We start from the raw sequence: 24,165 nt of genomic DNA, 5'->3' as shown, positions 1-24,165 counted from the left end.
TCAGATAAAAGTCAGGCCACCAACAGCCTGCGAAGGCGCGGCGGCGCGGCCGCGATGAAGCCGTTGGTGAATTCCTCAAGTTGCGCCAGCGAGGCATCGGCGTTGCGGTTGAGCACCGACACGCGCAGCATCATCCCGTCCGGAATGTCACCGGCAAGGTTGGCGCGCACCACCGCGAGCCGCTGTTCGGCCCAGCTACGGGGATAGGCGGATCCAAGCCGCGTGAAATAAGCGACTTGCTCCGTGCGATCCGGACCGACCGCGGTAAAGAAGTTGGCGGGGATTTCCTGTCCGCCTGCGTCGAGGTAAACAGGGCGTGTCGCGCTGAGATTGAAGCCGCCGACCGGGTAGCACACTTCCGGCCGGTGCACCTGCAGAACACCGTCCTGCTTGTTGTTGTAGGCAAGCAGCAGCATCACCGTATCTTCACCCGGAGCGGTGTAGGCGCGAGTGACGAGGTTGTCGTACAGACGGTCGCTCAGCGCGTCGGGTGGCGGAAGAACGACTTCACTGGCCGTGATGGACTGCCAGTTTCCGAAACGCCGCGGCACGAGCGATTCGAACAGCTTCTTGTCCATCGGCGGGGCGACCACTTCCGGCTGGCGCGCGAAGGCGACGCCGGATGCCCCGAGGAGAACGCCGCCGATGATGAAGTTGCGCCGGCTCAGGGCGGGCGAGCCTTTCCTGCTGTCCTGGTCCAGATTGTCAGCGCGCGCCATTGGCCAATTCCTTGCTGTTGTCCGCCTGCGCCCAGCGGGCCGCCCGCTTCCGCCAAATCGGGCGGATCAGTTCGTCGAGTGCGAACATCGCGCCAAGGGCCGCCGCAAACATGAACAGGCCGGCGAAATTATGGAGGAAGCCCTGTGCCGCAGCTTCACCGGCGTGGTAGGTCAGAAGGATGAGGATCAGCACGCGCAGGAAGTTTGCGAACAGCGCGACAGGAATGACGAGGAGTGTGAGCAGCAGCGCATAGCGCCACTCCGCCTGGTGCCGCAGATAGACGTAGAACAGCGTTATCGCGGTGAGCGAGATCAGCGAGTTGAGGCCGGAGCAAGCCGCCGCGACCAGAAGTTCATACTGGCCGATGAAGATGCGCACGCCTTCGCCGCCAATGGGATAGCCAAGCAGGCGCAGGAACGAAACCGACCATTCCGACAGCGCCATCTTGAGCGGCAGGGTGAGGGCGGCGACCACCGTTTCAGGGGGAGGAAAGGAAAAGGCGAGGTAGAATAAGGGGAACCAGAGAAGCCGCACCACCCGCTCGCCCACGAAGCTGTAAAGCACCGTCAGAAGTCCGCCATACATGATGTAGCCTTCGATCTCGACGATCTGGGTCACACGGGCGAAAATGAACAGCGGGACGAATATGGCGAGCAGGATCGCCACGTGCCATCCGGGTGCCGGGCGCGCCAAGTGCTTGACCGGCTGCCACTCGCGCCAGAGCAACCAAAGGCCGGTAGCCATGATGATAGGGCCGTGCGCGCCCTCTTCCCCGCTCCATCCCGTTTGCGCCACAAACATCATGGTCGGGATGATGAAGGCCGCCAGGGCGATCAGCAGCACCAGGCGGTCGAGCGTCAGCAGCTGTCTCAGCCGCGGCCCCATGCCCGCGTTCGTTGTATCTGCCGCTAAAGTTGCCATCCATCCATCGCTCTGCGCCCGGCAGGCGGCCGAACACGGCTCCGCTCCGGCAGGCTGTTTATGATCGGCATCCTACCGGTTGCTGACGACGACTACAACGATTTTCGCGACGGATGGAGCGCCTGTCCTGTTACGAGGCTGTTTTCCGGGAAGTGCTTAACAGCGGGAATCCGGTCGATCTCAACCGTCCACGTGCTCGGCGAGAACCGTGAGCCCTTTTTCGCCCACTTCCGCAAAGCCGCCGCGCACCGCGATCACCTCTGGCTGCGCGCCTGCGGTGCGGTAAACCTGTACCTGTCCGTCACGAATGGTGGACATGAAGGGGGCGTGCCCTTCCAGAACCCCAAACTCCCCATCCGTGCCGGGGACAACAACCATGTGCACCTCCTCCGAGCGGACGAGGCGGGCGGGAGTGACGAGTTCAAAGTGAAGGGGCATGTTCAATCCTTTAGATCGGGCGCGTCTATAATCGCGAGGGAGTGGCTGTCCAGCCGGAAGGCCAGAATGACCGATACCCCGCCGCCGATGGCATATCCGGCGAGAAACAGGATTTCGGCCCACACGCTGCGGTGTATTACGTGCTGAAGGCCGATGAGCGGGATTATCGCTACAACAGCCATGCTGAGGATAAACAGCGCAACAATACCACGCCGTTTGCCGCGCAGGATTTGCACGAGGCAGCCGAAGTTAAGCGCGATAAAGGGCAATGCCACTGCATAAAGCCACAAGGGCTGCCTGGGGCTGCCGAAATGCTGCGCAGCAAGTGCCGCAAACCCGGCATCGAACGCGCGCCAGTGCGGCACACGCCAGCTGTGGATGTAGAACGCCGAGATGAGGAAGTAGCAGGCTATCCCGGCCAGACAGAGCCAGTGGAGGAGGCGGTCGGCACGAGCGCGGTCCTCCTCCTCCTCCATCTGTTACGCGCCTTCGGCCATCTTTTTCGCCTTGGCCACAGCCTGGTCGATGCCGCCGACCATGTAGAAGGCGGATTCCGGCAAGTGGTCGTATTCGCCGTCCACGACTGCCTTGAACGACTTCACCGTGTCTTCCAGCTGCACGAACACGCCGGGGATCGAGGTGAACACTTCGGCCACGTGGAACGGCTGGCTGAGGAACTTCTGGATCTTGCGCGCCCGCGCGACGGTCAGCTTGTCCTCTTCCGACAGCTCGTCCATGCCCAGGATGGCGATGATATCCTGCAGGCTCTTGTACTTCTGCAGGGTTTCCTGAACGCGGCGGGCGGTCTCGTAGTGCTCTTGCCCCACGACGCGTGGTTCCAGCACGCGGCTGGTCGAGTCGAGCGGGTCCACCGCCGGGTAGATGCCCAGTTCCGAGATCGCGCGGCTCAGCGTGGTGGTCGCGTCCAAGTGCGCGAACGAGGTCGCCGGCGCCGGGTCGGTCAAGTCGTCGGCTGGCACGTAGATCGCCTGAACCGAAGTGATCGAACCCTTGTTGGTCGAGGTGATACGTTCCTGAAGGTTGCCCATGTCGGTCGCCAGCGTGGGCTGATACCCCACGGCCGACGGGATGCGGCCAAGCAGCGCCGACACTTCGGATCCCGCTTGCGTGAAGCGGAAGATATTGTCCACGAAGAACAGCACGTCCTGTCCTTCCTCGTCGCGGAAGTATTCGGCCATGGTCAGGCCCGACAGCGCCACGCGCGCGCGCGCGCCCGGGGGTTCGTTCATCTGGCCGAACACCAGCGCCACCTTGGACCCTTCGGAGGTCGCGTTGCCGTCGGCATCCTTGGCGATGACGCCCGCGTCCAGGAATTCGTGATAAAGGTCGTTGCCCTCGCGGGTGCGTTCACCCACGCCCGCGAACACGGACACGCCGCCGTGACCTTTGGCGATGTTGTTGATGAGCTCCTGAATGAGGACGGTCTTGCCCACGCCCGCGCCGCCGAACAGGCCGATCTTGCCGCCTCGCGCGTATGGGGCGAGCAGGTCGATAACCTTGATGCCGGTGACAAGAATACTGGCTTCGGTGGACTGATCCACGAAGAGCGGTGCCTCCGCATGGATTGGTGCTGAAATGTCGGCGCCGATCGGGCCGCGTTCGTCGATGGGCTGTCCCACGACATTCATGATGCGGCCCAGCGTCTTGGGGCCGACCGGCACACGGATCTGCGCACCCGTGTTACGTACTTCCTGCCCGCGGACCAGGCCTTCGGTCGCGTCCATGGCGATGGTGCGCACGGTGTTCTCGCCCAGGTGCTGCGCCACTTCGAGCACCAGCGTGTTATCGCCGTTGCGTGTTTCCAGCGCGGTCAGGATAGGCGGCAAGTCGCCTTCGAACTGCACGTCCACGACCGCGCCAATAACTTGCGAGATGGTGCCGTTGTCCGAGATGTTGGGGTTGGTTCGAGCGATGTCAGGTGCGGTGGCCATGTTGGATTTCCTAAGGGCTGATCAGCTTGCGGCGCAGACTTCGGCGGGATTGGACAGGGTCCAGGCTCCGTCGGCTGCAACAAGGGTTGCGCGGTTACGTAGGTACTCGTCTTCGCCCAGACCATACTCGCACACCACTTCGGGCGACCCGAGACCGGCGCGGCGGCATACCGCCACATTCACGGGCGGCGCGTCAGGGCAGGCCTCAGCGTAGACTTCGCTAAAGACCTCCAAGGCGGGCGGCGGGAGATTGGCGGTTGGCGAGGCGACTGTGGCCGTCGGCGCCGGCTGCGGCGCGGGCGCGGGCTCTTCGCCGCAGGCGATAAGAGACAGGAGCAGGGGCAAGGCGATAAGCTTGTTCATTACTAAGGTTGTCTTCCTGGGATTACAGCGCCTCGGCGCCCGCGATGATTTCGATGAGTTCGGTGGTGATCGCGGCCTGCCGGCTGCGGTTGTACTGAATGGTCAGCTTGTTGATGAGGTCACCGGCATTGCGCGTGGCGTTGTCCATTGCGGTCATGGACGCGCCCTGTTCCGATGCGGCGAGTTCCAGCAGGGCGCCGAATACCTGCGTCCGAATATACCGGGGGAGCAGGTCGGCAAGGATTTCTTCCTCGTTCGGCTCGTAATCCACCACGCCCGCGACCGTTTGCGATCCGGCGTTCGGACGGCCCGCGTCAACCATCGAAGGCGCGGGCGCCGGGACGGGAATAAGCTGCTGCACCACCGGCTCTTGTGCCAGGGCCGACTTGAACACCGGAAAAACCAGTTCGGCCACGTCGAACTTGCCTGCCCCGAACATGGCCAGAAGGTCGTCGGCAATGCGTTCCGCCTCGGCGAAGCCGGGGTCGCGCACTTCGCTCGTATCGAAATGCTTCTCTATGCGGTCGGCGTAATCCCGCTTGATTGGTGCGCGACCTTTCTTGCCCACGAGGTAGAATTCGACCTCCTTGCCTTGAGCAAGCAGCTCGCGAGCCCTGACCTTGGCAGCCTTCACGATGTTGGCGTTAAGGCCGCCGCACAGACCCTTGTCGGTATTCACCACCACCAGCAGGTGTCGCCGGTCGCTGCCAGTACCCCGCAGCAGCAGAGGTGCGCTGTCACCGGCCACCTTTCCGGCCAGCGAGGCCATGACGGAGGACAGGCGCTCGGAATAGGGGCGGGCAGCCTCGGCCGCAGCCTGGGCACGGCGCAGCTTGGCGGCTGCGACCATCTGCTTGGCCTTGGTGATCTTCTGGGTCGACTTGACCGAGTTGATCCGGCCCTTGAGTTCCTTGAGCGATGCCACTCCTGACTTCTCCTAATTCGTTCGCCCGGCGAAAGCCGGATCGCGCGATTGCCGCAAATTGTGTGGCTCAGCGCGATGCCGTGTGTCGCCGGTACGAGCCTTTGTCGATCAGGCGAACTGCTTCGCGAACGCGTCCAGCGCCGCGACTGTGCGGTCCCGGATTGCGTCGTCGAAGTTCCGGCTTGAGCGGATGTCGTTCAGCACGTCACCATGCTCGGCGCGCATGAAGCTCAGCATTGCCGCTTCGTATTCGTTGACGCGATTCACCGGAATTGCATCCAGGTATCCGTTGGTGCCGGCGAAGATCGACACAGTCTGCTCCTCGAACGGCATGGGGCTGAACTGCGGCTGCTTCAGCAGTTCGGTCAACCGTGCGCCGCGGTTGAGCAGCTTCTGCGTAGCCGGGTCGAGGTCGGAACCGAACTGCGCGAAAGCAGCCATTTCGCGGTATTGTGCCAGGTCCAGCTTCATGGAACCGGCGACCTTCTTCATCGCCTTGGTCTGTGCCGCGCCACCGACGCGCGACACGGACAGGCCGACGTTGATCGCGGGACGGATGCCCTGGTAGAACAGACCTGTCTCCAGGAAGATCTGGCCGTCGGTGATGGAGATCACGTTGGTCGGGATATAGGCCGACACGTCGCCCGCCTGCGTTTCGATGATCGGTAGCGCGGTGAGCGATCCGCCACCGTTCTCGTCCGACATCTTGGCCGCGCGTTCCAGTAGGCGGCTGTGCAGGTAGAAGACGTCGCCCGGATACGCTTCGCGGCCCGGCGGCCGGCGCAGCAGCAGCGACATCTGGCGATAGGCCACGGCCTGCTTGGACAGGTCGTCATAGACGATAACCGCGTGCATTCCGTTGTCGCGAAAGAATTCGCCCATGGCGCAGCCGGTGTAAGGCGCGAGGTATTGCAGCGGAGCGGGTTCGGACGCGGTGGCGGCGACCACGATGGAGTATTCCATGGCGCCGTTTTCCTCCAGCGCCCGGACGATCTGCGCAACGGTCGAGCGCTTCTGCCCGACGGCGACGTAGATGCAGTAAAGCTTCTTGGACTCGTCCTCGCCGGCGTTGTTGGTCTTCTGGTTGATGAAGGTGTCGAGTGCCACCGCTGACTTTCCGGTCTGGCGGTCGCCGATGATCAGCTCGCGCTGACCGCGGCCGACCGGCACCAGCGCGTCGATCGCCTTGAGACCTGACTGCACCGGTTCGCTGACCGATTGGCGCGGAATGATGCCGGGCGCCTTCACCTCGACGCGGCGGCGCTCGCTCGAGATGATCGGACCCTTGCCGTCGATCGGATTGCCCAGCGCGTCGACCACCCGGCCGAGCAGCCCTTTGCCGACCGGCACGTCCACGATCGTGTTGGTCCGGCGCACGGTGTCGCCTTCCCCGATTTCCGCGTCGGAGCCGAAGATCACGGCACCGACATTGTCCGCTTCAAGGTTGAGGGCCATGCCCTGAACCCCATTTGCGAACTCGATCATTTCGCCGGCCTGCACATTGTCGAGACCGTGAATCCGGGCAATGCCGTCGCCAACCGACAACACTGTGCCAACTTCACTTTCCTGAACCTCTGTGCCGAAATTGGCGATCTGGTCGCGGATGACCTTGGAGATTTCTGCGGCGCGGATTTCCATGTTTGTACTGCCTTTATGTTTGCCGGTCAGGCGTGAGCCATGGCCTTGGCAAGCGTGTTAAGCCGGGTGCGGATCGAACCGTCTATGCGGCGCGATCCGATGGTGACGACCAGCCCGCCGAGCAGGTTGGGGTCGACGGACGACGAAAGCTTCACGGTGCGCCCTTCCCGCTGGATCAGCTTCAGGCGCAGAGCGGCGAGCTGTTCATCCGAAAGGGAGTGGGCGCTGACGACATGCGCGGTAATTTCTCCCCGCTGCGCGGAGGCGATATCCCTGAAAGCGCGAATGATCGCGGACAGTTGCGCCAGGCGGCGGTTCTGCGCCAGAATGCCCAGGAACTTTCCGGTGAGGGGGTTTAGCTCCATCACGTCAGACACCGAACGCAAAGCCTGCTGCGCAGCGCCGCGCGACACCTTGGGGTTGGTCGTGAGCGCCTTCAGCTCGGCCGATTCGCGCATGGCGGCGGCCAGTTTGTCGAGGTCGGCTTCGACCGCCGATACGCTGCCCGCCTCAACGGCGAGGTGGAACAGGGCCGACGCATAGCGCCCTGACAGGCTGGACCGGATACCGGCGGAAGTCTCCACGCGAACCTCTTCAAACGAAGATTGAGTGAACAACGGAAACGGACAGGCGCTCAGGCATAGCCCAGCGCTGATCCGTACCGTCTGGCTGGCGCGCGCCTATCAAAGCACCGCCTGCTTTGCAACCGTATGCCGTTCAAGACGGGTTGCAGCGATACACCAGGCGTTCGTTGGGACGCGCCGGCAATTTGTCTAGCAGCGCCTGCTGCGCGCGCGCCAGCGCCTCGTCTCCACCTTGCGTTCCGCAGGCAGGTGCCTCGATCCCGCCCCGCAGAGTGCGCAGGTCGCGCAATGCCGTCCGATCCAGCAGATAGCGTTCGGTCACCAGCGTTCGGCTGTCCGGGCGGAAGCTTTGCACCGACACCAGCTCTGCATCGTCGGGCACCAGCACGCGTTGCCAGATGCCGTCACCGGCGCTGGCGTATTGCGTCCGCCCGTTGACGCATCCGTCCGGACGCCAGCCGAACGCCACATCGCCGCCGGTGGTGCCGGTTATCCGGCTGCGGTCAACTTCGAGACGGCAGACAAACTGACCCTTGGCCGCCGCCCTTGCGGCCTCGCTGCCAGCATCGGGGAGGGGGTTACCCGAACCCTCCAGCATCGAATTGACCCGCTCGTCTATTGCTTCCAGGCCAGGACGGGTAAGCCAGGCGGCACAAGCGCCGAGCAGTGCCGCGCCTGCCAAGCCTGTACCGACCAGCCGGTTGCGTTGCCCGTGCTCACCCCGCCCCAATTGCCACGCCGCCGTTGCCGCACCGCAGGCGAGCAGCGTCAGCAGAAACGCGGCGGCCATGTGGTTCTCCCGCTCCTGAAGAACCGCCAGCTGCGCCTCCAGTTGCGCACGTTCGCGCCTGGTCCGCAGCGCTTCTGCCGCAGTGGCGCTGCGGGCCTCGGCCGCGTCGGCCAGCGCCTGTGCCCGGTCTCGCTCCTCCGCCTCTATCTCGGCGAGCGAGCGGCATGGCAGATTGGTCACCTGCGCCTGGACGCCATTGCTGCGCAGGAACGGCAGCAGTTCGCGCGCTGACACCGCGAAGAAGAACTCCGCCCCGGCGCCCCCGTCGGTGCCGAACGAGTTCACGCCGACCACTCGTCCGCACGTATCCAGCAGCGGACCACCGGAATTGCCCCGTGCGATGGGCGCGGTGTGCAGGATCGTGTCGTACTGCCGCGCCGGCCGCGAGCCTGACAAATACCCCCGACTCTTGACCGGCGGCTGTGACCGGAGGATGTCCTGCAGCTCCAGGCCCTGGGCCTGATCGACGTTCTGCGGATAGCCCACTGCCACGACCTCGCCGCTACCCGCCGCCGCGCTGCTGGCAATCGGCAACGGCGGGAGCCGCAGGCTGCCGGTGATCTGCAGGAGGGCAAGATCGTTCCGCTCGCTCACTGCGACGACCCGGGCATAGACCGCCGCCTCGCCATCCGCGGGCACAACTCCCACGCGCAAGGCGTCGTCTTCGAGTGCCTCGCCCAGGACATGCGCGTTGGTGACGACGCGCGTCGGCGTGACGGCAAAACCGGTGCCGTGACTGACCGGATAGATTTCCTGCCCGTCGCTGCCGATTACCACCACGCGGACCACGCCGCGCGCCGCCGCGTCGATGTCGGCCGGATCCGCCGCCAGCGGAAGCGACAGCAGCAAAGCCATTGCGGCCGTCAAGAAGCACAAGGCCCGTCCCATCTCCCTGCCGCTTTAGGCGCGGACAGGCTTTGACCGCAAGAAGCGGGATGCGAGGCTGCTGCAAAGGTTCTAGATGTGACCGGATGACGAACGATCGCCAGTTTGATGAGGAACGCGCGTGGCAGGCCGTGCTGGCGCGGGATCGCCGGTTCGACGGGCTGTTCGTCACCGGGGTGCTGTCCACCGGCATCTACTGCCGGCCAAGCTGCGCCGCGCGTCATCCACGGCGGGAAAACGTCTGCTTCTTTGCCACCGGTGCACAAGCAGGTGCGGCAGGTTTGCGGCCGTGCCGGCGCTGCGCACCGGACGGGGTTGCCTTGGACGAGGCGGCAGTGGCGGCGGTGATCGCGCGCCTCAAGCAGGGTGGACGCTGCAACCTTGCCGAACTTGCGCGCCTGACCGGCTATTCCGCGCCGCATCTTCAACGCATCTTCCGGCGCGCAACCGGCCTGTCACCTGCCGCCTACGCGCGCGCCCTGCGCGAGGAACGGGCCATTGCCGCGCTTGCCACGGCGGATCAGGTTGACGAGGCGATCTATGCCGCCGGTTACGAGGCGCCAAGCCGATTTTACGCGGCGATGAAGGAGAGGTTGGGAATGGAACCGCATGTCTGGCGCAAGGGCGGGGCGGGGCAGATGATCCACTGGGCCGTAATGGACACCACCCTTGGCCCCATGCTGGTCGCCGCGACGGAGCGGGGGGTCTGCCGCCTGTCCTTCGCGGAAGACGCGGAGGATCTTGCCCGCTGCTTTCCCAATGCCGACCTGCGCCCTGCGGGGGAGTCGTTCCGCGCGTTGTTCGCGGAGGTGCTCGCGGCGGTAGAGCAACCCGGCAGCGCAGCGCACATCCCGCTTGACGTGCAGGGCACGGCTTTCCAGCAGCGGGTATGGCGCGCGCTGCGCACCATACCGCCGGGTGAAACCCGCTCGTACGGCGAACTTGCAGCGATGATCGGCAGTGCCGGGGCAAGCCGCGCGGTTGGCAGCGCAAACGGAGCGAACGGCGTGGCCGTGCTGATCCCGTGTCACCGGGTCGTCCAGGCCGGCGGAGCGCTGGGCGGCTATGCCTATGGCGCGAAGATCAAGGCGGAACTGTTACGGCGGGAACGGGTCGCGCGGTCACCTTCTTCATCCTGATTTGGGCACGAAGCGAAGACGCAAGGTGCCGGGTCCGATGCGACCGGAGGCTGGCGCGGGGCAGCTGGACCTGACACCCTGCACGCGGATGATCGCGAGAGCGACGGACAGTGAGTAGGGTGCTTCTATTCAGGCCCCGACGATCTGAGCCGAAGCTGCATCACCAGCAACTCCGTTGCACAGGGACCGTCGGGCGCGGCAGGGTTTCCCGCCGCCGTGCCCGACACTCGTTCATCGTTTACCGCAGCAGCGACAGCACGTTCTGCTGGCTCTGATTGGCCTGGGCGAGCATGGCGGTCGATGCCTGGCTCAGGATCTGCGATTTGGCCAGTGCCGTGGTTTCCGCCGAATAGTCCGTGTCCTCGATCTGCGAACGGGCATCAGCCAGGTTGATTGCGTTGGACGAGAGCGAGTTCACCGCCGACTCCAGCCGGTTCTGCCCCGCACCCAGCGCTGCCCGTGCACTTGAGATGGAGTCGAGTTCGGTCCCAACGGTTGTCAGGAGGGCGTTGGCCGCTGTCGCGGTTGATACATCGTAGGAACCCGCTGCTCCGCCCGACGCGGCAAGGCCGGTCAGATCGGCCATCGCCAAGTCAATCGTATCCGCGGCGTTGGCCCCCGCCTGGATGGTAACGTTTGCGGTGGTGCCGTCGAAGATCTTGACCCCATTGAATTCACTGTTGGTGATGACCTGGCCGATCTGCGCGGTCAGTTCGTCCACTTCCTTCTGCATATAGGCGCGGTCGGTCGCGTCCTGGTATGTGCCGGATGCGGATTGCGTGGCCAGTTCGCGCACCCGTTGCAGCATGTTCGACACCTCGTCCAAGGCGCCTTCCGCCGTCTGAGCCAGGCTGATGCCGTCGTTGGCGTTGCGAATACCCTGGTTCATGCCGCGGATCTGCGCGGTCATGGAGGTTGCGATCGCGAGGCCGGCGGCGTCATCCTTGGCTCCGTTGATGCGCTTTCCGGTGGACAGACGCTCCATCGCCGTACCCTGAAGCCGCTCTGCCTGGCTGGCGGCGTTGGACGCCTTCAGGGCGCCGATGTTGGTGTTGATGACGGACATGAGGTGCTCCTTTGAACTGTGGCTGTCAGCCGGACGGAATGTCGTGGCCGATGCGGCTAAGAGCGTCAGGAAGTGCAGCAGTTTAAGCCCCCGCAACGTGGTTAACGTCTCTCTGCGTAGTTGTGCGGAATGGGCGGTGGGCCGGCGCGCAGGTAGATCACGTCTCGCGAATGATCGCAGGACAAGCAGGGTAAGGGTCGCCACTATGCCGCAAGTTACAATGCAGGAAGGGGTGGAGCGAGCGCATGCTCCGCTCGCCACGACAGCTGGCGTGATGCTCGCCAGACAGACCGGCTGGCGCAACATCTTTGTTTGCGACGCCGCTGCCCCCCTGCCGGCTTGCAGGGCCGACGACCTCGTCATCCTGCTGCAGCGGGGAGGGACCAGCCACATCGACCGGGAGGGCGGCAATCGCGTGGCCCTGACCTACGCCGACGCATCCTGCGATCTGGCGCTGCCGGCACTCCTGGCCGCGGCTGCGCCCCCGCAGGCCCCGGTGATGCACGACCCGGAAAGCCTGGCTGTCCTTTGTCTCGCGGAACGCATTGCAGCGACCGAAATACCGGTACTGATCGGCGGCCCAACCGGCGCCGGCAAGGAGGTGGCGAGCCGCTTTATCCACCAAGCCAGCGGGCGCGCAGACGGACCCTTCGTGGCCGTTAACTGCGCCGCGATGCCGGACACCATGCTCGAAGCCATGCTGTTCGGCCACCGCAAAGGCGCGTTCACGGGCGCCGCCGATGCAGGCGAAGGGTTTTTCCGCGCCGCGGATGGCGGCACCCTGTTGCTCGACGAGATTGCGGAAATGCCGCTCGGGCTGCAGGCTAAGCTGCTTCGCGCGCTGCAGGAAGGGGAGGTGGTGCCACTTGGCGCCACCAAGCCGGTAAAGGTGGATGTACGGATCATCGCGTGCGCCAACCGCGTGCTGGCACAGGAGGTTGCGGAGGGCCGCTTTCGCGCCGACCTGTACTATCGGCTCAATGTCTTTCCGCTGCACCTGCCCGCCTTGCGTGAACGCCCGGCCGATGTTGCGCCGCTCGCGTTCGCCATGCTGCTGCGACACCGGCCAGCGTCCGGCCCGCGGTGGATAAATAAAGCGGCCATCGCCCGTCTGCGTGCCCACGCGTGGCCGGGCAACGTACGCGAACTGGAAAACGTTATTCGTCGCGCTCTCGTCTTTGCCCAAGGAAGCTCGGCCATCGCTGCCGAGCACATCGTGTTCGACAACGCGGCACGCATGCTCGACGCTTCCGTAGTGGCGTGGCCCGGGCCGCCGCCCGCTCCGTCTCCCGATGATAGCGTTCGCCTGGCCCATCTTGTCCGTCAGCAAGAGGTCAAAGCCATTGCCGCAGCCCTGGTTCAGACGGGCGGCAATCGTCAGCGGACCGCACGCGCCTTGGGCATCTCGGAACGAACTCTCCGCTATCGCCTGGCCGCCATGCGGGAACAAGGGTTGGCCGTGGCAGGAGGCGCACGATGAGTATTGGCGGCATCGGTGCGGGCAGCGGCTTGCCAGACGCGCTCGCCCTGCGTCAGCAGATCGTCGAGCAATCCGATGTTCTGCGGTCCTTGAACGGGGTGAAGGCAGGACAACAGGCGCCCCAGCCGCCGGCCATAGGCGGCGGTTTTGCCGACGTGATGAAACAGGCGGTGGCGAATGTGAGCGGGGTGCAGGACAAGGCATCGGACCTTGCCGCAGCTTACGAGCGGGGTGACGGCACGGACATTGCCCAGGTCATGCTGGCGCGGCAGGAAGCGGGCATCGCCTTCGAAGCAACCCTGCAGGTGCGCAACAAGCTGCTTTCCGCCTATCAGGAAATCATGCGGATGGGGATCTAGGGCATGACCCAGATCGCTCCAGTCGCAACACCCGGCCTGCCTGTTCTCTCCAGCCTTGCCGCCTCGCCGGCGGGCCAACGGCTCAGGACATTCATCGCCCAGCCAGCGGTCCGCCGCAGCCTTCCCGCGTTCATCGGCATCAGCGGCGTGGCGCTTGCTGCCGTTGTGTGGATGGCGGTCACAGGACCCGCGCAGCGCGTGCTTTATGCCAGCTTGTCGGATGCAGAGCGGGCGCAGGTGGTCGCCTCGCTGGACGGAGCGGGCGTCCCGTACACCATCGATCCAGCCGGGGGAGCACTGACTGTCAGCGAAGCGGATTTGTACCGCGCCCGCATGGTTGTTGCGAGCGACGGCGCCCTGACGCCCGACGCGGGGGCGGACCTGCTGGACACGATCCCCCTCGGCTCCAGCAGGATGCTGGAAGCCGAACGGCTACGCATGGCACGAGAGCGCGAACTGATGCTGACGATCCTGGAGATTGACGGGGTAGAGGCGGCACGTGTGCATCTTGCGGTGCCAGAGCGGTCCACCTTTGTCCGCGAACAGGCGCCTCCAACCGCCTCGGTCATGCTGCGGCTCGGCCGTAACCGTACCCTGTTGCCGGAACAGGCCCGGTCCATCACAAGTCTGGTGGCGGCAGCCGTTCCGGGAATGCCGCCGGATGCCGTCCGGCTGGTCAATCAGCATGGACAACTGCTGGCGGCGGGTGATGACATCGGTGTCGAAGCCACCCATCAGGTGTTCCTGGAACGCAAGTTGCGCACGCAAATCGCGCAATTGCTGCTGCCGATACTGGGGGACGGCAACTTCACCTCCGAAGTGCAGGTGCAGCTAAGCCAGGAAGAAGTCACGCGCGCGGAAGAAAGCTTCGACAAGGATGGGGCCGCGCTGCGCAGTGTCGACGAACGGCAGGTGCAGCAAGCCGAGCGGCCCAGTGCCGAAGGAGTGCCGGGCGTTCTATCCAACACGCCGCCTGAAGGTGCCACCCTGACCGCTGCGGGAGCCGAACCCGACACTCAGACGGAAGCCATTCCCCTGCACGAGGAAAGCAGCATCAAGCGGGCGTTCGAGGTCGGCAGGCGCGTTTCTGTCACAACGCAGCCTCCCCGTGCGTTGCGGCGCCTGTCCATCGCGATCGCGATCGACCCGGATGCGCTCGCCCAGGCTAAACCGCTATCTCTGGAACAGGTGCAATCGTTGGTGGCCGCTGCTGCCGGGGCAGACCCGCAACGTGGTGACCAAGTGGTTGTCTATGCAAGCTCTTTAAGAAACGAAGTCGTCGAACTGCCTTTTTGGGAGAACAAGTTCTTCCAACGGACGATTACCTTGGCTCTGGCAACCTTGGCCGCTCTCCTTTTCTATCTCCTGGTGATGCGCAGGTTCACGAAACGCGCAGCAGTTGAAGAAAGCGAGGGGGCCGGCAGCGTCGATCCGGCCGGCGACGTGGCTGCTCCTCTGGAGCAATCAAGCAGGGAAAGCGCAGTTCTGAAAGAACAGGTGGCTTACATAAACAACCTGGCCAAGAACAACACCCAAGACTTCCTTTCTCTCGTCAGACACTCAATCAAGTAAGCGACAGCGGCTATGGATATTTTGATAGGGTCGAACGCAGATGCTACAACATCGGCCGCAATCGCGCTGCTGGTGCTTGAAGAAAGCGTCGCAGAAAACATACTCAAGCAACTGACCGCAAGCGAGTTGAAGACAGTATGCGTGGCAATGCAAGGGTTGACTGACATTGATGCGACCAGCGTGCTGCGTACTGCAAGCCAGTTCATAGAAGATCATGACCGGCTGAGATCCGGCACACTCTTTCCTGCGGCACAACATGATTGGTACGCGTCGGTCGATGAAGATACCGCGTACGATGTTCTGGAAGATCTGAACGGGAAGCAGCCGCGAAGGTCCTTGACCCTTCCCAACTGGGTCCATCCAGCAAAATTGTGGCAAGTATTCAGCTGCGAACCCGTCCGTGTCATCGCAAATCTTCTTCTGGCGCTGGATGGCGACACCGCCGCGCTGGTTTTCGCGAGCATCCCCAACGAGAAGCGGGCAGCTGTTGTCGCGGATCTGCGCTTGCTCGATGTGGCGCACGAAGCAGTATTCGGCGTCCTTGACGAGTTCATTGCAGAGCACGCTGGTGCACGCAGGCCTGTGGTGAACCGGAAGGGATGGGAGCGTGCAGGCAATATGGTCCGGCGCCTCCCGGGCAAAGATGGAGCGAAATTCATCAGTTCCCTCGAAGAACTCGATGACGCGATCGCTGCGGAGCTAAAGGGCCAGATCGTGAGGGCTGACACCGTTTTCGACTTTTCCGGGGATGCGCTGAAGGTAATCGTAAGCGAGGTTCCGACCGAGATTCTCGCCAAGGCTCTTCACGGCCGAAGTTCTGCGCAGGTGGAGAAAGTGCTTTCCTTGCTCCCTACCCGGCTGGGCAGCGACATCAGGGAAGAGCTGGACGCCAAAGGCACGGCCCCTGGTCGCAACCCGGAAAACATTGGTCATGATGAACTCATGGCCGCAGTATGGCGCCTGTTGGCCGAGAACAGGATCAGTCTGAGCCAGCTGTCAGCCCAGGGTTGAGCCAGTCGAGCAGGCGAGGGTTACACCGGGCGCCTGATCAGCAAGGTCGCCTTGCGCTTTGCACCACTGTGATCCTTCCTGCTCCAATTGCGTGCTTCGCCAATAGGTTCAAAGTGGTGGTAGATGGCCTAGAAACACAAGGTAAACACTTTTAGGTGCTGCTTAGGCAGACTACCGGAAGAAAATCACCATGTCAGAAGTCGAAGCAAGGAACTTGGCGCCTGTTGCCTATTATGGCGCAACTCAAGACTTTCGTGACAACAAGCTGTACATCAAGTGCTTCGTCAGCAGCATTATAGACAGTGTCACCGACCTGCTTGGCGCACATTACGGTATTCGCATCGGTCAACTGCGGCTGACTGAGGTCGGCAGGCAAAAGTCCACATCGTTGAGTTATCTGAGGACGCTTTCTGAAAACGATGTCTACAACCTGCGCTTTGCTGGCCAGGGCTTGGCTAAACTGGTGATGGACGCCAGGTCGCGAGCGTATCTTGCCGCTGCTTTCTTTCAGGAAGATCTGTTCGGTCTGGACACCGATACCTACGAGAAAAGTCGCGTTTGCCGCACGCTTTGCCACCGGGTCGCAAGGCACCTCGGGCGCAAAGCTCTGGCGGGCGGCATCAAAGCGTACCGCGTTAGAGCCGGCTCCAGTGCGGAGTGTGTAGCGCACGATGCATCCGCAGCCTCGGACCGGCAACTGTTCTTGAGGTTCGGGGCGCAAATTGAAGGTCGGGAAACCGCCTTTTGCCTGGTGCTGTAATCAACGATTCTTGAACGCTGCCAGCTTCCCGGCCGCACCAGGCGGTTCTCCCACATTTTCCGATGACCAGCGATCACCCCTTTAGCAGGAGGCACTTGCCATGACTTCCATTACTGTGGCGGGCACTATCAACGAAGTGGCAAACCAGGCCCCGCTGAACCTGTCCATCCAGTTGCTGATCGTGATGGGGTTGCTGACCATCCTGCCAGCTTTGGTTCTGATGATGACAAGCTTCACCCGGATCATCATTGTTTTGTCCATTCTGCGGCAAGCCCTCGGCTTGCAGCAATCCCCACCCAATCAGGTTCTGGTGGGACTTGCCCTGATATTGTCGTTCTTCGTCATGTCCCCCACGTTGACGCAGGTGAACGAAACCGCGCTGAAGCCCTACACCGCCGGCACTCTTCCGGCCGAACAGGCGGTGGGCAAGGCGGCAGATGCATTTCACGGCTTCATGATACGGCAAACCCGCAAGGCGGATCTGGCCATGTTTGCCGACATAGCCAAGCATCCGCCGTTCGCGAGCGAGGCCGACGTGCCGTTTTCCATTCTCCTGCCGGCGTTCGTCACCAGCGAACTTAAAACCGCCTTTCAAATCGGCTTCATGCTGTTTCTTCCGTTCCTGGTCATCGACCTGGTGGTTTCCAGCGTCCTCATGTCGTTGGGAATGATGATGCTGTCTCCAATGCTCATCTCGCTTCCGTTCAAGCTGCTGCTGTTTGTTCTGATCGATGGGTGGAGCCTGCTGATGGGGTCGCTGGCGATGAGCTTCTTGTGAACGGATCACAGCAAATGGACGCCAGCGCCCCCCTCCTTGCCCTTGCCGACCGGATGCTGTGGACCACCGGCCTTGTCGCTGCGCCGGTTCTGATGGCGGCTTTGGCCATCGGTCTGGTGGTCGGGATCATCCAAGCAGCGACGTCGGTGAACGAGCAGACGCTGACTTTCGTGCCCAAGCTCGCGGTCGTGGCTCTGGTGCTGGTGCTGTTCGGCAGCTCGATGCTTGCACTCATCAGTGATTTCGCCATCGAGATCTTTGCTGAAATCGCGGTCATAAGGCAGTGACGGTCAACGACTGGGGCTTCGGCAATGTCGAGGCTGAACTCTTCAAGCTGATTTTCCTCATGGCAAGATGCGGCGCAGCGCTGCTTGCTGCGCCCATCTTCGGCGCGATCAGCGTGCCGCTGCAGCTTCGTCTCGTGCTTACCGGGTCCATGGCTGTATTCGTCATGTTCTGGGTGCCGGTTGTCACACCAGCGGCGCTGCTATCAGTTGGGGGCTTGCTGGCGCTAGCGGGCGAAGTGGTATTGGGTTTTGCCCTTGGCCTGGTTCTGCAGATTGCTTTTGCCGCACCTGTGCTCGCGGCAGAGGTCATTGCCGGCAGCATGGGGATTGCGATGGCCACGGCCGTTGATCCGGGCAGCGGCAGCCAGTCCGGTGTGCTGGGACAATATTTCAACCTCGTTCTGACCTTGATCTTTCTCGGTCTGGGCGGGCACCTGCTATGGCTGCGACTGGTGATCGAAAGTTATCGGGCGCTGCCCCCCGGGGGTGCGGCCCTTGGGGATGGCGCGCTGCTGCGGATTGTCGGCTTTGCCGGGGAGATGCTGGCAACAGCGGCGGCGATCGCGCTGCCGGTGGCGCTGGCTCTGCTGCTGGTGCAAATCGTGACCGGCGCGCTCAGCCGCTCGGCTCCCGCGCTCAACCTGTTCGCGCTCGGCCTGCCGGCGGGCGTGATGGCGGGCCTGGTCGCTTTGATAGCGGCAACCCCGTTGCTGCATGATCAGCTGGTCACGCTGTCTGTGACCATGATCGAACAAACCGGGAGCATGCTTCAGCAATGAGCGAGGAGGCGGGCGAAAAATCACTGCCGCCCACACCCAAGCGGCGGCAGGATGCGGCGCGGCGCGGCGATGTGCTGCGCTCTAGGGATTTGGCGACCGCAGTGGCATTCGGCACAGGCGCGGCTGGCCTGCTGGTGGTTGGGCCGTGGATGGTTGGCAGCCTGCTTGGCGGTGCGCGGCGCGCGATGGTTTTCGACACGCGCGATCTCGCCGGCTTCGATGCCGCGCGGGCGATGCTGCCGCCGCTGCTCACCGTGATGCAGCCGCTTCTGCTTCTGGGCGGTTCGGTGGCACTTGCCACCCTGGCAGTGCAGCTTGCCTGCGGAGAAGGCCGCTTTGTTCCGGCAAACCTGTCCTTCAAGGTCGCACGACTCGATCCGCTGGCAGGCATGCGGCGGATGCTTGGCCTGCATGGGGTGGTTGAATTGGGTAAAAGCCTCGTCAAGCTGCTCGTGCTCCTGTCGTTCGCCTGGGGGTGGGGCATCGGTCACCTGGCCAAGCTGTTCGCCATCGCCCGCAGCCCGCTTGAAGCCCAGGTTGCGATCGCCTGGCACGCGATCGGCGCCCTGCTGCTCTACCTCTCGGCAGGGCTCGTGCTGGTCGCTTTTATCGACTGGCCGATCGAATGGCTCCGGCGGAACAACCGGCTGAAGATGACGCAGCAGGAAGCGCGTGACGAACACAAGGAGACAGAGGGCAGTCCGGAAAAGAAGGCTGCGGTGCGTCAGCGCCAGCGCAGCATGGCGCGAGGCGGCGTCATCAGGGCCGTGAACGAAGCGGACCTGATCCTGGTCAACCCGGCGCACTTTGCCGTGGCGCTGGTTTACGACACGGCCCGTGCCAGCGCGCCCGTCCTGCTGGCCAAGGGTCGCGACGGCAGGGCGCTGGCGATGCGCGATCTGGCGGCAGAGCTGGGCAAGCCTGTGCTCGAATATCCGGCTCTCACCCGCGCTGTGTATTTCACCACACAGGAACACCAGATGGTCCGCGAAGAGCTCTATGCCGCGATCGCCACGGTGCTGGCGTTTGTCATGGCCCTGAAGCGCGGCGAGCGTCGCAAACGGCCGCAGGTCCACCTGCCACCCGCGTTTCGCTACGACGCGGCTGGCAAGGCGCAGATCGCTTAATCTGCGTCACCTGCCGCCGTTCTGCTCCGCATGGGCAATGGTGCAACCTCCATCGTCGGCATGCTGGGCGCAGGCAGCGGCGTGGACATGGTCAAGCTGGCGGGCGACCTGTCCGCAGCACGGTTCGCGGCGCAGGCAAAACAGCTGCAAACCCGCAGCGAGCGCCTCGAAACCCGCATCTCGGCGGCGGCCACGCTCAAGGGACAGCTGTCGCAGCTCGTCGCTGCCCTGGGACAGCGGCTGCGCAGCGGCGATCTTGCCCCGTCTGCCATCGTGAGCAATCCGGCGGTGGCCCGGGCCGAGACCTCTCCGGGCAGCAGGGCCGAGGGCAGCTATTCGCTGGAAGTGACGGCGCTCGCCGCGCGGCAGGTTCTCGCCAGCAAAGCCTACCCCTCGTCCGATGCAAGGGTCGGTGCTGGCGAATTGACCATCCAGTTCGGAACCGTGCTCGGCGACCGGTTCGATCAGGATGCTTCGGCCGCGCCGCTTCGAGTAACCCTGACGGCTGATGACACCTTGGCCACTCTTGCGGGCAAGATCACGCGGCAGGGAACCGGCCTTGCCGCATACACCGTTCAGACGCAGGCCGGTGCACAGTTGGTGATCAAGGGGCCGGAGGGCGCGGCACGGGGTTTTACGATCGCGACCGGGGGCGGCGATGCGGATGCCCAGCCGGGCGAGCTTGCCTATCTGAACTGGTTTCCGCAGCAAGACACAGGCCAACTCAAAGCCGCCGCCGCCGACGCAGCGTTCATGCTCGACGGGGTCGCAATGACCAGTGCCGCCAACGATGTCACCGGTTTGCCCAATGGCCTGGTCCTGACGCTGACCGGCACGAATTCAGGCGTGCCCGCGCAGATCAGTTTTGCGCGCAAGACTGATGAGATCCGCACCGTCATGACCGACATGGCGGCCGCCTTGAACGAAATCGCCGCGCAGTTGCAGGACAATGCGCGCCCCGTCGGCGGAGAGCTGGGCAATGACAGCGGTGCACGGGCGCTCAAGCGCTCTCTGGCCGCTCTCCCCGGTGCTGTGGTGATGCCCAATGCCGCGCCCGGCGTTCCGCACACGCTGGGCGAGCTTGGTCTAATCCACAACCGGGACGGAAGTTTCCGCCTTGATCTTGAGCGTTTGAACCGGACGCTCGCGGCCGATCCGCAGGGTGCGGCTGCCATGTTCACGCCGGGCCTGTTCGGGGTGTACGCCACCATGGAGAAGCTGTCCCGCAACATAGCCACAACAGCCGATCCGGGCTCGCTTGGAGGATCCATCGCCCGTTACCAGCAGCAGAAGGCGCGCATTGGCGACCGGCTGGATCTCCTCCAGCAGCAGCAGGACGCACTGCGCGCACAACTGGCCGGTCGCTTCACGCAGGCGGACCGGCGGGTCAGCGCGAGCCAGAATACCTTGTCGTTCCTGCAGAACCAGATCGCCGTCTGGACCCGCTCGGACCGCTGAAATGCTTCAGGTGATTTCTCCGGCAGAAGCTTATCGCCGGGTCGAACTAGACGCGCTGGTGCTGGGCGGCGATGCCCGCCAACTCATCAAGCTGTGTCTGGCTGAAGCTGTTGGTTCGCTGGACCGGGCCTTGCTGTGGCATGACAAAGGAGACCGCAGGCGGCGCAACACCGCTTTGGCAAAAGCGATCAGCGGCATCCACGCGCTGCGCATGGGCATTGATCAGCAGCACCCCTTGGGTGGCGCGTTGCTTACCCTGTATGGCAGCGCGGCTGCACGGCTCACGAGAACCCTGATCCGATTCGACGCGGGTGCGGTAGCCGAAGTCAGCGCCGACCTTGCTGAGTTGGCTGACGCGTTCGGCATCACCTGCCCGCGGCAGGCGGACCGGACGCTTTAGGGCACCTGCATCCGGTCCCGGACCTTGGCGAGTGCCTGCGCCTTCAACTGGTGCACTCGAGGAACGCTCACATCCAGGACGGCAGCGATTTCCGAGAGGTTCATCTCCTCCAGGAAATAGAGTTGCAGCACCAGTTGCAGCCGCTCGGGCAGGGCGCGCAGAACCGCAGCCAGCTTTACCGCGTCCTGCGCTTCGCTGAGCCGGGCAAAGGCGTCCGGCGCCCGGTCGGCGAAGTACTCGCTTCTGTCATCGTATTCGCGGTCCAGAGATGTCAAGCGCATCGACGGCTTTGCTTCGCTACGGCGCGCGCCACCGGGGTCATCCCGGCGGCTGCGAGCGGTGCTGCCCCTGCTGCCCGGTACCGCCTTGCGCAGCGCATCGATCATCGCCCCGCGCACGCGCAACTTGGCGTAGGCGGCAAAGCCGTCCTCTGTCGGGCGTGCATGCCGCCGGGCGCATTCCAGAAGCGCGATGGAACCGACCTGGATCAGGTCGTCGAGATCGGGCCCGCCCCCCATGCCGCCGTGAATATGCCAGGCGGCCTTGCGGACCATCGGCATGAAGCGGCGCAGACGGTCTTCAACGACAAGCTTGTCGCAATAGGCGTGGGCGACGGTAAGCTGGGAATGATCGATTTTCATGCGGGCAGTACTTCCTGGCCGGGGCGGGTTGCGGGCGGATTGGCGTCGCTGGCGACGGCGCTCACGGTGGCGATGATCTCCACCGCCTGGCGTGGCGGCAGTTCGGCAATCGAGATGACGAGACAGCCAGGCGCGCGCGTGCGCAGGAGGTCGGCCACCACTCGGCGAACGGGCGGTTGCACCACCAGCGCGGGGGAACGCCCCTGCGCCAGCCGGTCCGCGATCTCGGCCACCTGTCGGCCGATCGCCTGCGCGTGATGGGCCTCCAGGACGGGGTGTCCCGTGACGGGTTCGCGCGGACCCGCAAGGATGGCTGCTTCCAATTCTGCGGCGAGGGTCAGGACCGGGAGCGTCTCGCCCGGCGCGCACACCTGCGCGACCAGCCACTCGCCAAGGTCGGCACGCACACGGTCGACGACCCGGTCGAAGTCCTGGGTGATCTGCAGGGCCAAAGCGATGCTGGAGAGAATGGGCAGAGGATGACCCAGTGTGATTCCGTCGGCCAGCAGGGTGCGCAGCAGGCGCGTCAGCGCCGCCAGTGACAGCGGATCGGGCGTCAACGCCTCCACCAGTCCCGGTGACTGGTTGCGCACCGCGTCGAGCAGCGCCCGCACCTCCTCCGGCCCCAGCAGGGATGGGCCACGCTGGCGCAGCAGATGATTGAGGTGCGTTGCGATCACTGTTCCCGGGTCAACCGCCAGAAACCCTTCGGCAATCGCATGATCGCGTTCCTGCGGCGCGATCCACAGGGCGGGGCAGCCGAAGCTGGGGTCGACCGCTGCGTCCCCGGACAGGCCATGGTGCTGCCCCGCGTCTCCTGTGTCGATAGCGAGCAGCCGGTCAGGGCGCAAAGTTGCGGCTCCGACCGGTATGCCGCCCAACAGGATGCGGTAATCATTGGGGGCAACGGTAAAGCTGTCCCGCAGGCGGAAGCGGGGCACAACAAAGCCGAACTCCTGCGATAATTGTTTGCGCACTCCCGTGATCCGGGACACCAGGGGAGAGCCGCGCGCTTCGTTGACCAGATGCACCAGGCCATACCCCAGTTCGATGGTCACGAGCGTCTGGTCGCTGACTTCTTCGATGCCGATTTTCTCGGGCGATATGCTTTCGGCTTCCTCGACGGGCGCAGGGCGCTCTGCCCGCTTCCTCAGCGTGCGGTAAAGCCAGAAGGCGAAGGCGCCGGCGGGCAGGAAAATGGTCTGCGGCATGGCTGGAATGCAGCCCATGGCCAACAGCACACCTGCCACCGGCAGCCAGCTGCGCGGATCGGCAAACTGGCCGCCGATTTGACCGGCCAGATCATCCTTGTCGGCAACGCGGGTCACGATCATGGCTGCGGCGATCGACAGCAGCAGGGCGGGAACCTGCGCCACCAGGGCATCGCCAACTGCCAGAGTGACGTAAACTTCTGCCGCTTCGCCTGCGGACAGACCGTGGCTGATCATGCCGAGGCAGAATCCCGCAATGATGTTGATCCCCAGGATCAGCAACCCGGCGATTGCATCGCCCTTCACGAACTTGGACGAACCATCCATGGCCCCGTAGAAATCGGCTTCCGTGGCTACCTCTGCACGGCGTCTGCGCGCTTCATCCGGGCTCATCAGCCCGGCGGCGATGTCGGCGTCGATGGCCATCTGCTTGCCCGGCATGGCATCCAGGGTGAAGCGGGCGGAAACTTCGGAAACGCGCCCCGCGCCCTTGGTGATTACGACCATGTTGATGATGAGCAGGATGATGAACACGAACAGGCCGACGGCGAAGTTGCCCGCGATCAGGAACGCGGCGAAGCTTTCGATGACCTGTCCGGCGGCTGCCTCGCCCTCGTGACCGCTGACCAGCACAATCCGGGTCGAGGCAACGTTCAAGGCCAGGCGCAAGAGGGTGGCGAACAGGAGAACCGAGGGAAAGGCGGAAAAGTCCAGCGGCTTGGCCGCGTTCATGGCTGTCATGAGAATGGCGATCGACAGGCCGATGTTGAACACGAACAGCGCGTCCAGCAGCAGCGTCGGGATCGGCAACACCATCAGCACGATCAGCATGAGAATGCCCAGCGGCAGCGCGAGTGCGCCAGGGTTTGCGAAAAGCCGGC

General features: G+C 63.9%; 25 protein-coding genes. 12 read left to right on the top strand and 13 right to left on the bottom strand.

Going from position 1 to position 24,165, the window contains the following annotated elements:
- Positions 1 to 11 precede the first annotated feature (11 nt).
- From epsI to LHJ54_RS00745, 10 genes are all read right to left on the bottom strand, one after another.
- Positions 12 to 719, bottom strand: a complete 708-nt coding sequence (gene epsI / locus LHJ54_RS00790) for an exosortase-associated protein EpsI, V-type (RefSeq protein ID WP_228241720.1) — start codon at positions 717 to 719, stop codon at positions 12 to 14.
- Complete coding sequence (xrtV, locus tag LHJ54_RS00785) at positions 706 to 1,641, bottom strand: exosortase V (RefSeq protein WP_241721413.1); 936 nt, start codon at positions 1,639 to 1,641, stop codon at positions 706 to 708. The genes epsI and xrtV overlap by 14 nt, the downstream gene beginning before the upstream one ends.
- Before the next feature lie 180 nt (positions 1,642 to 1,821).
- A complete protein-coding gene (locus LHJ54_RS00780; RefSeq protein WP_228241708.1) occupies positions 1,822 to 2,079 on the bottom strand; it encodes an ATP synthase F1 subunit epsilon in 258 nt (85 codons plus the stop codon).
- A 2-nt stretch (positions 2,080 to 2,081) separates the two neighbouring features.
- Positions 2,082 to 2,555 (bottom strand): hypothetical protein, encoded by a 474-nt coding sequence (locus LHJ54_RS00775; RefSeq protein ID WP_228241707.1) that lies wholly within the window; start codon positions 2,553 to 2,555, stop codon positions 2,082 to 2,084.
- A 3-nt stretch (positions 2,556 to 2,558) separates the two neighbouring features.
- A complete protein-coding gene (gene atpD / locus LHJ54_RS00770) occupies positions 2,559 to 4,031 on the bottom strand; it encodes a F0F1 ATP synthase subunit beta (RefSeq protein ID WP_228241706.1) in 1,473 nt (490 codons plus the stop codon).
- A 21-nt stretch (positions 4,032 to 4,052) separates the two neighbouring features.
- Positions 4,053 to 4,394, bottom strand: coding sequence for a hypothetical protein (locus tag LHJ54_RS00765; RefSeq protein ID WP_228241704.1), 342 nt, complete (start codon positions 4,392 to 4,394; stop codon positions 4,053 to 4,055).
- A 22-nt stretch (positions 4,395 to 4,416) separates the two neighbouring features.
- Positions 4,417 to 5,319 (bottom strand): F0F1 ATP synthase subunit gamma, encoded by a 903-nt coding sequence (locus tag LHJ54_RS00760; protein ID WP_228241702.1) that lies wholly within the window; start codon positions 5,317 to 5,319, stop codon positions 4,417 to 4,419.
- Between the two features lie 108 nt (positions 5,320 to 5,427).
- On the bottom strand, positions 5,428 to 6,957 hold the full coding sequence (gene atpA / locus LHJ54_RS00755; protein ID WP_228241701.1) for a F0F1 ATP synthase subunit alpha: 1,530 nt from the start codon (positions 6,955 to 6,957) through the stop codon (positions 5,428 to 5,430).
- A gap of 26 nt (positions 6,958 to 6,983) precedes the next feature.
- Positions 6,984 to 7,541 carry a F0F1 ATP synthase subunit delta gene (locus tag LHJ54_RS00750; RefSeq protein WP_228241698.1) on the bottom strand — a complete coding sequence of 186 codons (558 nt, stop codon included), beginning with the start codon at positions 7,539 to 7,541 and terminating at the stop codon, positions 6,984 to 6,986.
- A 133-nt stretch (positions 7,542 to 7,674) separates the two neighbouring features.
- The gene (locus LHJ54_RS00745) at positions 7,675 to 9,186 is read right to left on the bottom strand and encodes a serine protease (protein WP_228241697.1); all 1,512 of its coding nucleotides are present in this window, start codon (positions 9,184 to 9,186) and stop codon (positions 7,675 to 7,677) included.
- A 116-nt stretch (positions 9,187 to 9,302) separates the two neighbouring features.
- Here LHJ54_RS00745 and LHJ54_RS00740 point away from each other — a divergent pair, with 116 nt between their 5' ends.
- Positions 9,303 to 10,355, top strand: coding sequence for a bifunctional transcriptional activator/DNA repair enzyme AdaA (locus tag LHJ54_RS00740; RefSeq protein WP_228241696.1), 1,053 nt, complete (start codon positions 9,303 to 9,305; stop codon positions 10,353 to 10,355).
- Between the two features lie 238 nt (positions 10,356 to 10,593).
- Here LHJ54_RS00740 and LHJ54_RS00735 read toward each other — a convergent pair whose 3' ends face one another.
- A complete protein-coding gene (locus LHJ54_RS00735; protein WP_228241694.1) occupies positions 10,594 to 11,421 on the bottom strand; it encodes a flagellin in 828 nt (275 codons plus the stop codon).
- 205 nt (positions 11,422 to 11,626) lie between these two features.
- Here LHJ54_RS00735 and LHJ54_RS00730 point away from each other — a divergent pair, with 205 nt between their 5' ends.
- The 11 genes from LHJ54_RS00730 (at position 11,627) to LHJ54_RS00680 (ending at position 21,432) form a co-directional block, all read left to right on the top strand.
- Entirely contained in the window at positions 11,627 to 12,901 is a 1,275-nt protein-coding gene (locus LHJ54_RS00730; protein WP_228241693.1) for a sigma-54-dependent Fis family transcriptional regulator, read from the top strand.
- Positions 12,898 to 13,260 (top strand): flagellar hook-basal body complex protein FliE, encoded by a 363-nt coding sequence (gene fliE, locus LHJ54_RS00725; protein WP_228241690.1) that lies wholly within the window; start codon positions 12,898 to 12,900, stop codon positions 13,258 to 13,260. The genes LHJ54_RS00730 and fliE overlap by 4 nt, the downstream gene beginning before the upstream one ends.
- Positions 13,261 to 13,263: 3 nt before the next feature.
- Positions 13,264 to 14,832 (top strand): flagellar basal-body MS-ring/collar protein FliF, encoded by a 1,569-nt coding sequence (gene fliF / locus LHJ54_RS00720; RefSeq protein ID WP_228241687.1) that lies wholly within the window; start codon positions 13,264 to 13,266, stop codon positions 14,830 to 14,832.
- Between the two features lie 12 nt (positions 14,833 to 14,844).
- Positions 14,845 to 15,843 (top strand): FliG C-terminal domain-containing protein, encoded by a 999-nt coding sequence (locus LHJ54_RS00715; protein WP_228241686.1) that lies wholly within the window; start codon positions 14,845 to 14,847, stop codon positions 15,841 to 15,843.
- Between the two features lie 190 nt (positions 15,844 to 16,033).
- Entirely contained in the window at positions 16,034 to 16,603 is a 570-nt protein-coding gene (locus LHJ54_RS00710; protein WP_228241684.1) for a hypothetical protein, read from the top strand.
- A gap of 100 nt (positions 16,604 to 16,703) precedes the next feature.
- The gene (gene fliP / locus LHJ54_RS00705) at positions 16,704 to 17,381 is read left to right on the top strand and encodes a flagellar type III secretion system pore protein FliP (RefSeq protein WP_228241682.1); all 678 of its coding nucleotides are present in this window, start codon (positions 16,704 to 16,706) and stop codon (positions 17,379 to 17,381) included.
- Positions 17,382 to 17,395: 14 nt separating this feature from the next.
- On the top strand, positions 17,396 to 17,668 hold the full coding sequence (locus LHJ54_RS00700) for a flagellar biosynthetic protein FliQ (RefSeq protein WP_228241679.1): 273 nt from the start codon (positions 17,396 to 17,398) through the stop codon (positions 17,666 to 17,668).
- On the top strand, positions 17,665 to 18,447 hold the full coding sequence (fliR, locus tag LHJ54_RS00695) for a flagellar biosynthetic protein FliR (RefSeq protein ID WP_228241674.1): 783 nt from the start codon (positions 17,665 to 17,667) through the stop codon (positions 18,445 to 18,447). The genes LHJ54_RS00700 and fliR overlap by 4 nt, the downstream gene beginning before the upstream one ends.
- Positions 18,444 to 19,574, top strand: a complete 1,131-nt coding sequence (locus LHJ54_RS00690) for a flagellar biosynthesis protein FlhB (RefSeq protein ID WP_228241672.1) — start codon at positions 18,444 to 18,446, stop codon at positions 19,572 to 19,574. The genes fliR and LHJ54_RS00690 overlap by 4 nt, the downstream gene beginning before the upstream one ends.
- Positions 19,575 to 19,604: 30 nt before the next feature.
- Positions 19,605 to 21,032, top strand: a complete 1,428-nt coding sequence (gene fliD, locus LHJ54_RS00685) for a flagellar filament capping protein FliD (RefSeq protein ID WP_228241671.1) — start codon at positions 19,605 to 19,607, stop codon at positions 21,030 to 21,032.
- 1 nt (position 21,033) lies between these two features.
- A complete protein-coding gene (locus LHJ54_RS00680) occupies positions 21,034 to 21,432 on the top strand; it encodes a flagellar protein FliS (protein WP_228241670.1) in 399 nt (132 codons plus the stop codon).
- Here LHJ54_RS00680 and LHJ54_RS00675 read toward each other — a convergent pair.
- On the bottom strand, positions 21,429 to 22,073 hold the full coding sequence (locus LHJ54_RS00675; RefSeq protein ID WP_228241669.1) for a sigma-70 family RNA polymerase sigma factor: 645 nt from the start codon (positions 22,071 to 22,073) through the stop codon (positions 21,429 to 21,431). The genes LHJ54_RS00680 and LHJ54_RS00675 overlap by 4 nt on opposite strands.
- Entirely contained in the window at positions 22,070 to 24,115 is a 2,046-nt protein-coding gene (locus LHJ54_RS00670) for a flagellar biosynthesis protein FlhA (RefSeq protein WP_241721430.1), read from the bottom strand. Before LHJ54_RS00670 ends, LHJ54_RS00675 begins: the two co-directional genes overlap by 4 nt.
- Positions 24,116 to 24,165 lie beyond the last annotated feature (50 nt).

This window comes from Porphyrobacter sp. GA68, assembly GCF_022605525.1.
Taxonomy (GTDB): Bacteria; Pseudomonadota; Alphaproteobacteria; order Sphingomonadales; family Sphingomonadaceae; genus Qipengyuania_B.
Note: the sequence above shows the minus strand (reverse complement) of the source record. Positions and strands in the feature narration are given on the sequence as shown.

Excerpts from the sequence above, each read along its gene's own strand:
- LHJ54_RS00740 (WP_228241696.1), top strand. The coding sequence starts at position 9,303 with ATGACGAACGATCGCCAGTTTGATGAGGAACGCGCGTGGCAGGCCGTG.
- LHJ54_RS00715 (WP_228241686.1), top strand. The coding sequence starts at position 14,845 with ATGGATATTTTGATAGGGTCGAACGCAGATGCTACAACATCGGCCGCA.
- LHJ54_RS00710 (WP_228241684.1), top strand. The coding sequence starts at position 16,034 with ATGTCAGAAGTCGAAGCAAGGAACTTGGCGCCTGTTGCCTATTATGGC.
- fliP (WP_228241682.1), top strand. The coding sequence starts at position 16,704 with ATGACTTCCATTACTGTGGCGGGCACTATCAACGAAGTGGCAAACCAG.
- epsI (WP_228241720.1), bottom strand. The coding sequence starts at position 719 with ATGGCGCGCGCTGACAATCTGGACCAGGACAGCAGGAAAGGCTCGCCC.
- atpD (WP_228241706.1), bottom strand. The coding sequence starts at position 4,031 with ATGGCCACCGCACCTGACATCGCTCGAACCAACCCCAACATCTCGGAC.
- LHJ54_RS00745 (WP_228241697.1), bottom strand. The coding sequence starts at position 9,186 with ATGGCTTTGCTGCTGTCGCTTCCGCTGGCGGCGGATCCGGCCGACATC.
- LHJ54_RS00735 (WP_228241694.1), bottom strand. The coding sequence starts at position 11,421 with ATGTCCGTCATCAACACCAACATCGGCGCCCTGAAGGCGTCCAACGCC.
- LHJ54_RS00680 (WP_228241670.1), top strand. The coding sequence starts at position 21,034 with ATGCTTCAGGTGATTTCTCCGGCAGAAGCTTATCGCCGGGTCGAACTA.
- LHJ54_RS00670 (WP_241721430.1), bottom strand. The coding sequence starts at position 24,115 with ATGCTGATCGTGCTGATGGTGTTGCCGATCCCGACGCTGCTGCTGGAC.
- xrtV (WP_241721413.1), bottom strand. The coding sequence starts at position 1,641 with ATGGCAACTTTAGCGGCAGATACAACGAACGCGGGCATGGGGCCGCGG.
- fliE (WP_228241690.1), top strand. The coding sequence starts at position 12,898 with ATGAGTATTGGCGGCATCGGTGCGGGCAGCGGCTTGCCAGACGCGCTC.
- LHJ54_RS00765 (WP_228241704.1), bottom strand. The coding sequence starts at position 4,394 with ATGAACAAGCTTATCGCCTTGCCCCTGCTCCTGTCTCTTATCGCCTGC.
- LHJ54_RS00700 (WP_228241679.1), top strand. The coding sequence starts at position 17,396 with ATGGACGCCAGCGCCCCCCTCCTTGCCCTTGCCGACCGGATGCTGTGG.
- LHJ54_RS00775 (WP_228241707.1), bottom strand. The coding sequence starts at position 2,555 with ATGGAGGAGGAGGAGGACCGCGCTCGTGCCGACCGCCTCCTCCACTGG.
- fliD (WP_228241671.1), top strand. The coding sequence starts at position 19,605 with ATGGGCAATGGTGCAACCTCCATCGTCGGCATGCTGGGCGCAGGCAGC.
- fliF (WP_228241687.1), top strand. The coding sequence starts at position 13,264 with ATGACCCAGATCGCTCCAGTCGCAACACCCGGCCTGCCTGTTCTCTCC.
- LHJ54_RS00690 (WP_228241672.1), top strand. The coding sequence starts at position 18,444 with ATGAGCGAGGAGGCGGGCGAAAAATCACTGCCGCCCACACCCAAGCGG.
- LHJ54_RS00780 (WP_228241708.1), bottom strand. The coding sequence starts at position 2,079 with ATGCCCCTTCACTTTGAACTCGTCACTCCCGCCCGCCTCGTCCGCTCG.
- LHJ54_RS00675 (WP_228241669.1), bottom strand. The coding sequence starts at position 22,073 with ATGAAAATCGATCATTCCCAGCTTACCGTCGCCCACGCCTATTGCGAC.
- atpA (WP_228241701.1), bottom strand. The coding sequence starts at position 6,957 with ATGGAAATCCGCGCCGCAGAAATCTCCAAGGTCATCCGCGACCAGATC.
- LHJ54_RS00730 (WP_228241693.1), top strand. The coding sequence starts at position 11,627 with ATGCCGCAAGTTACAATGCAGGAAGGGGTGGAGCGAGCGCATGCTCCG.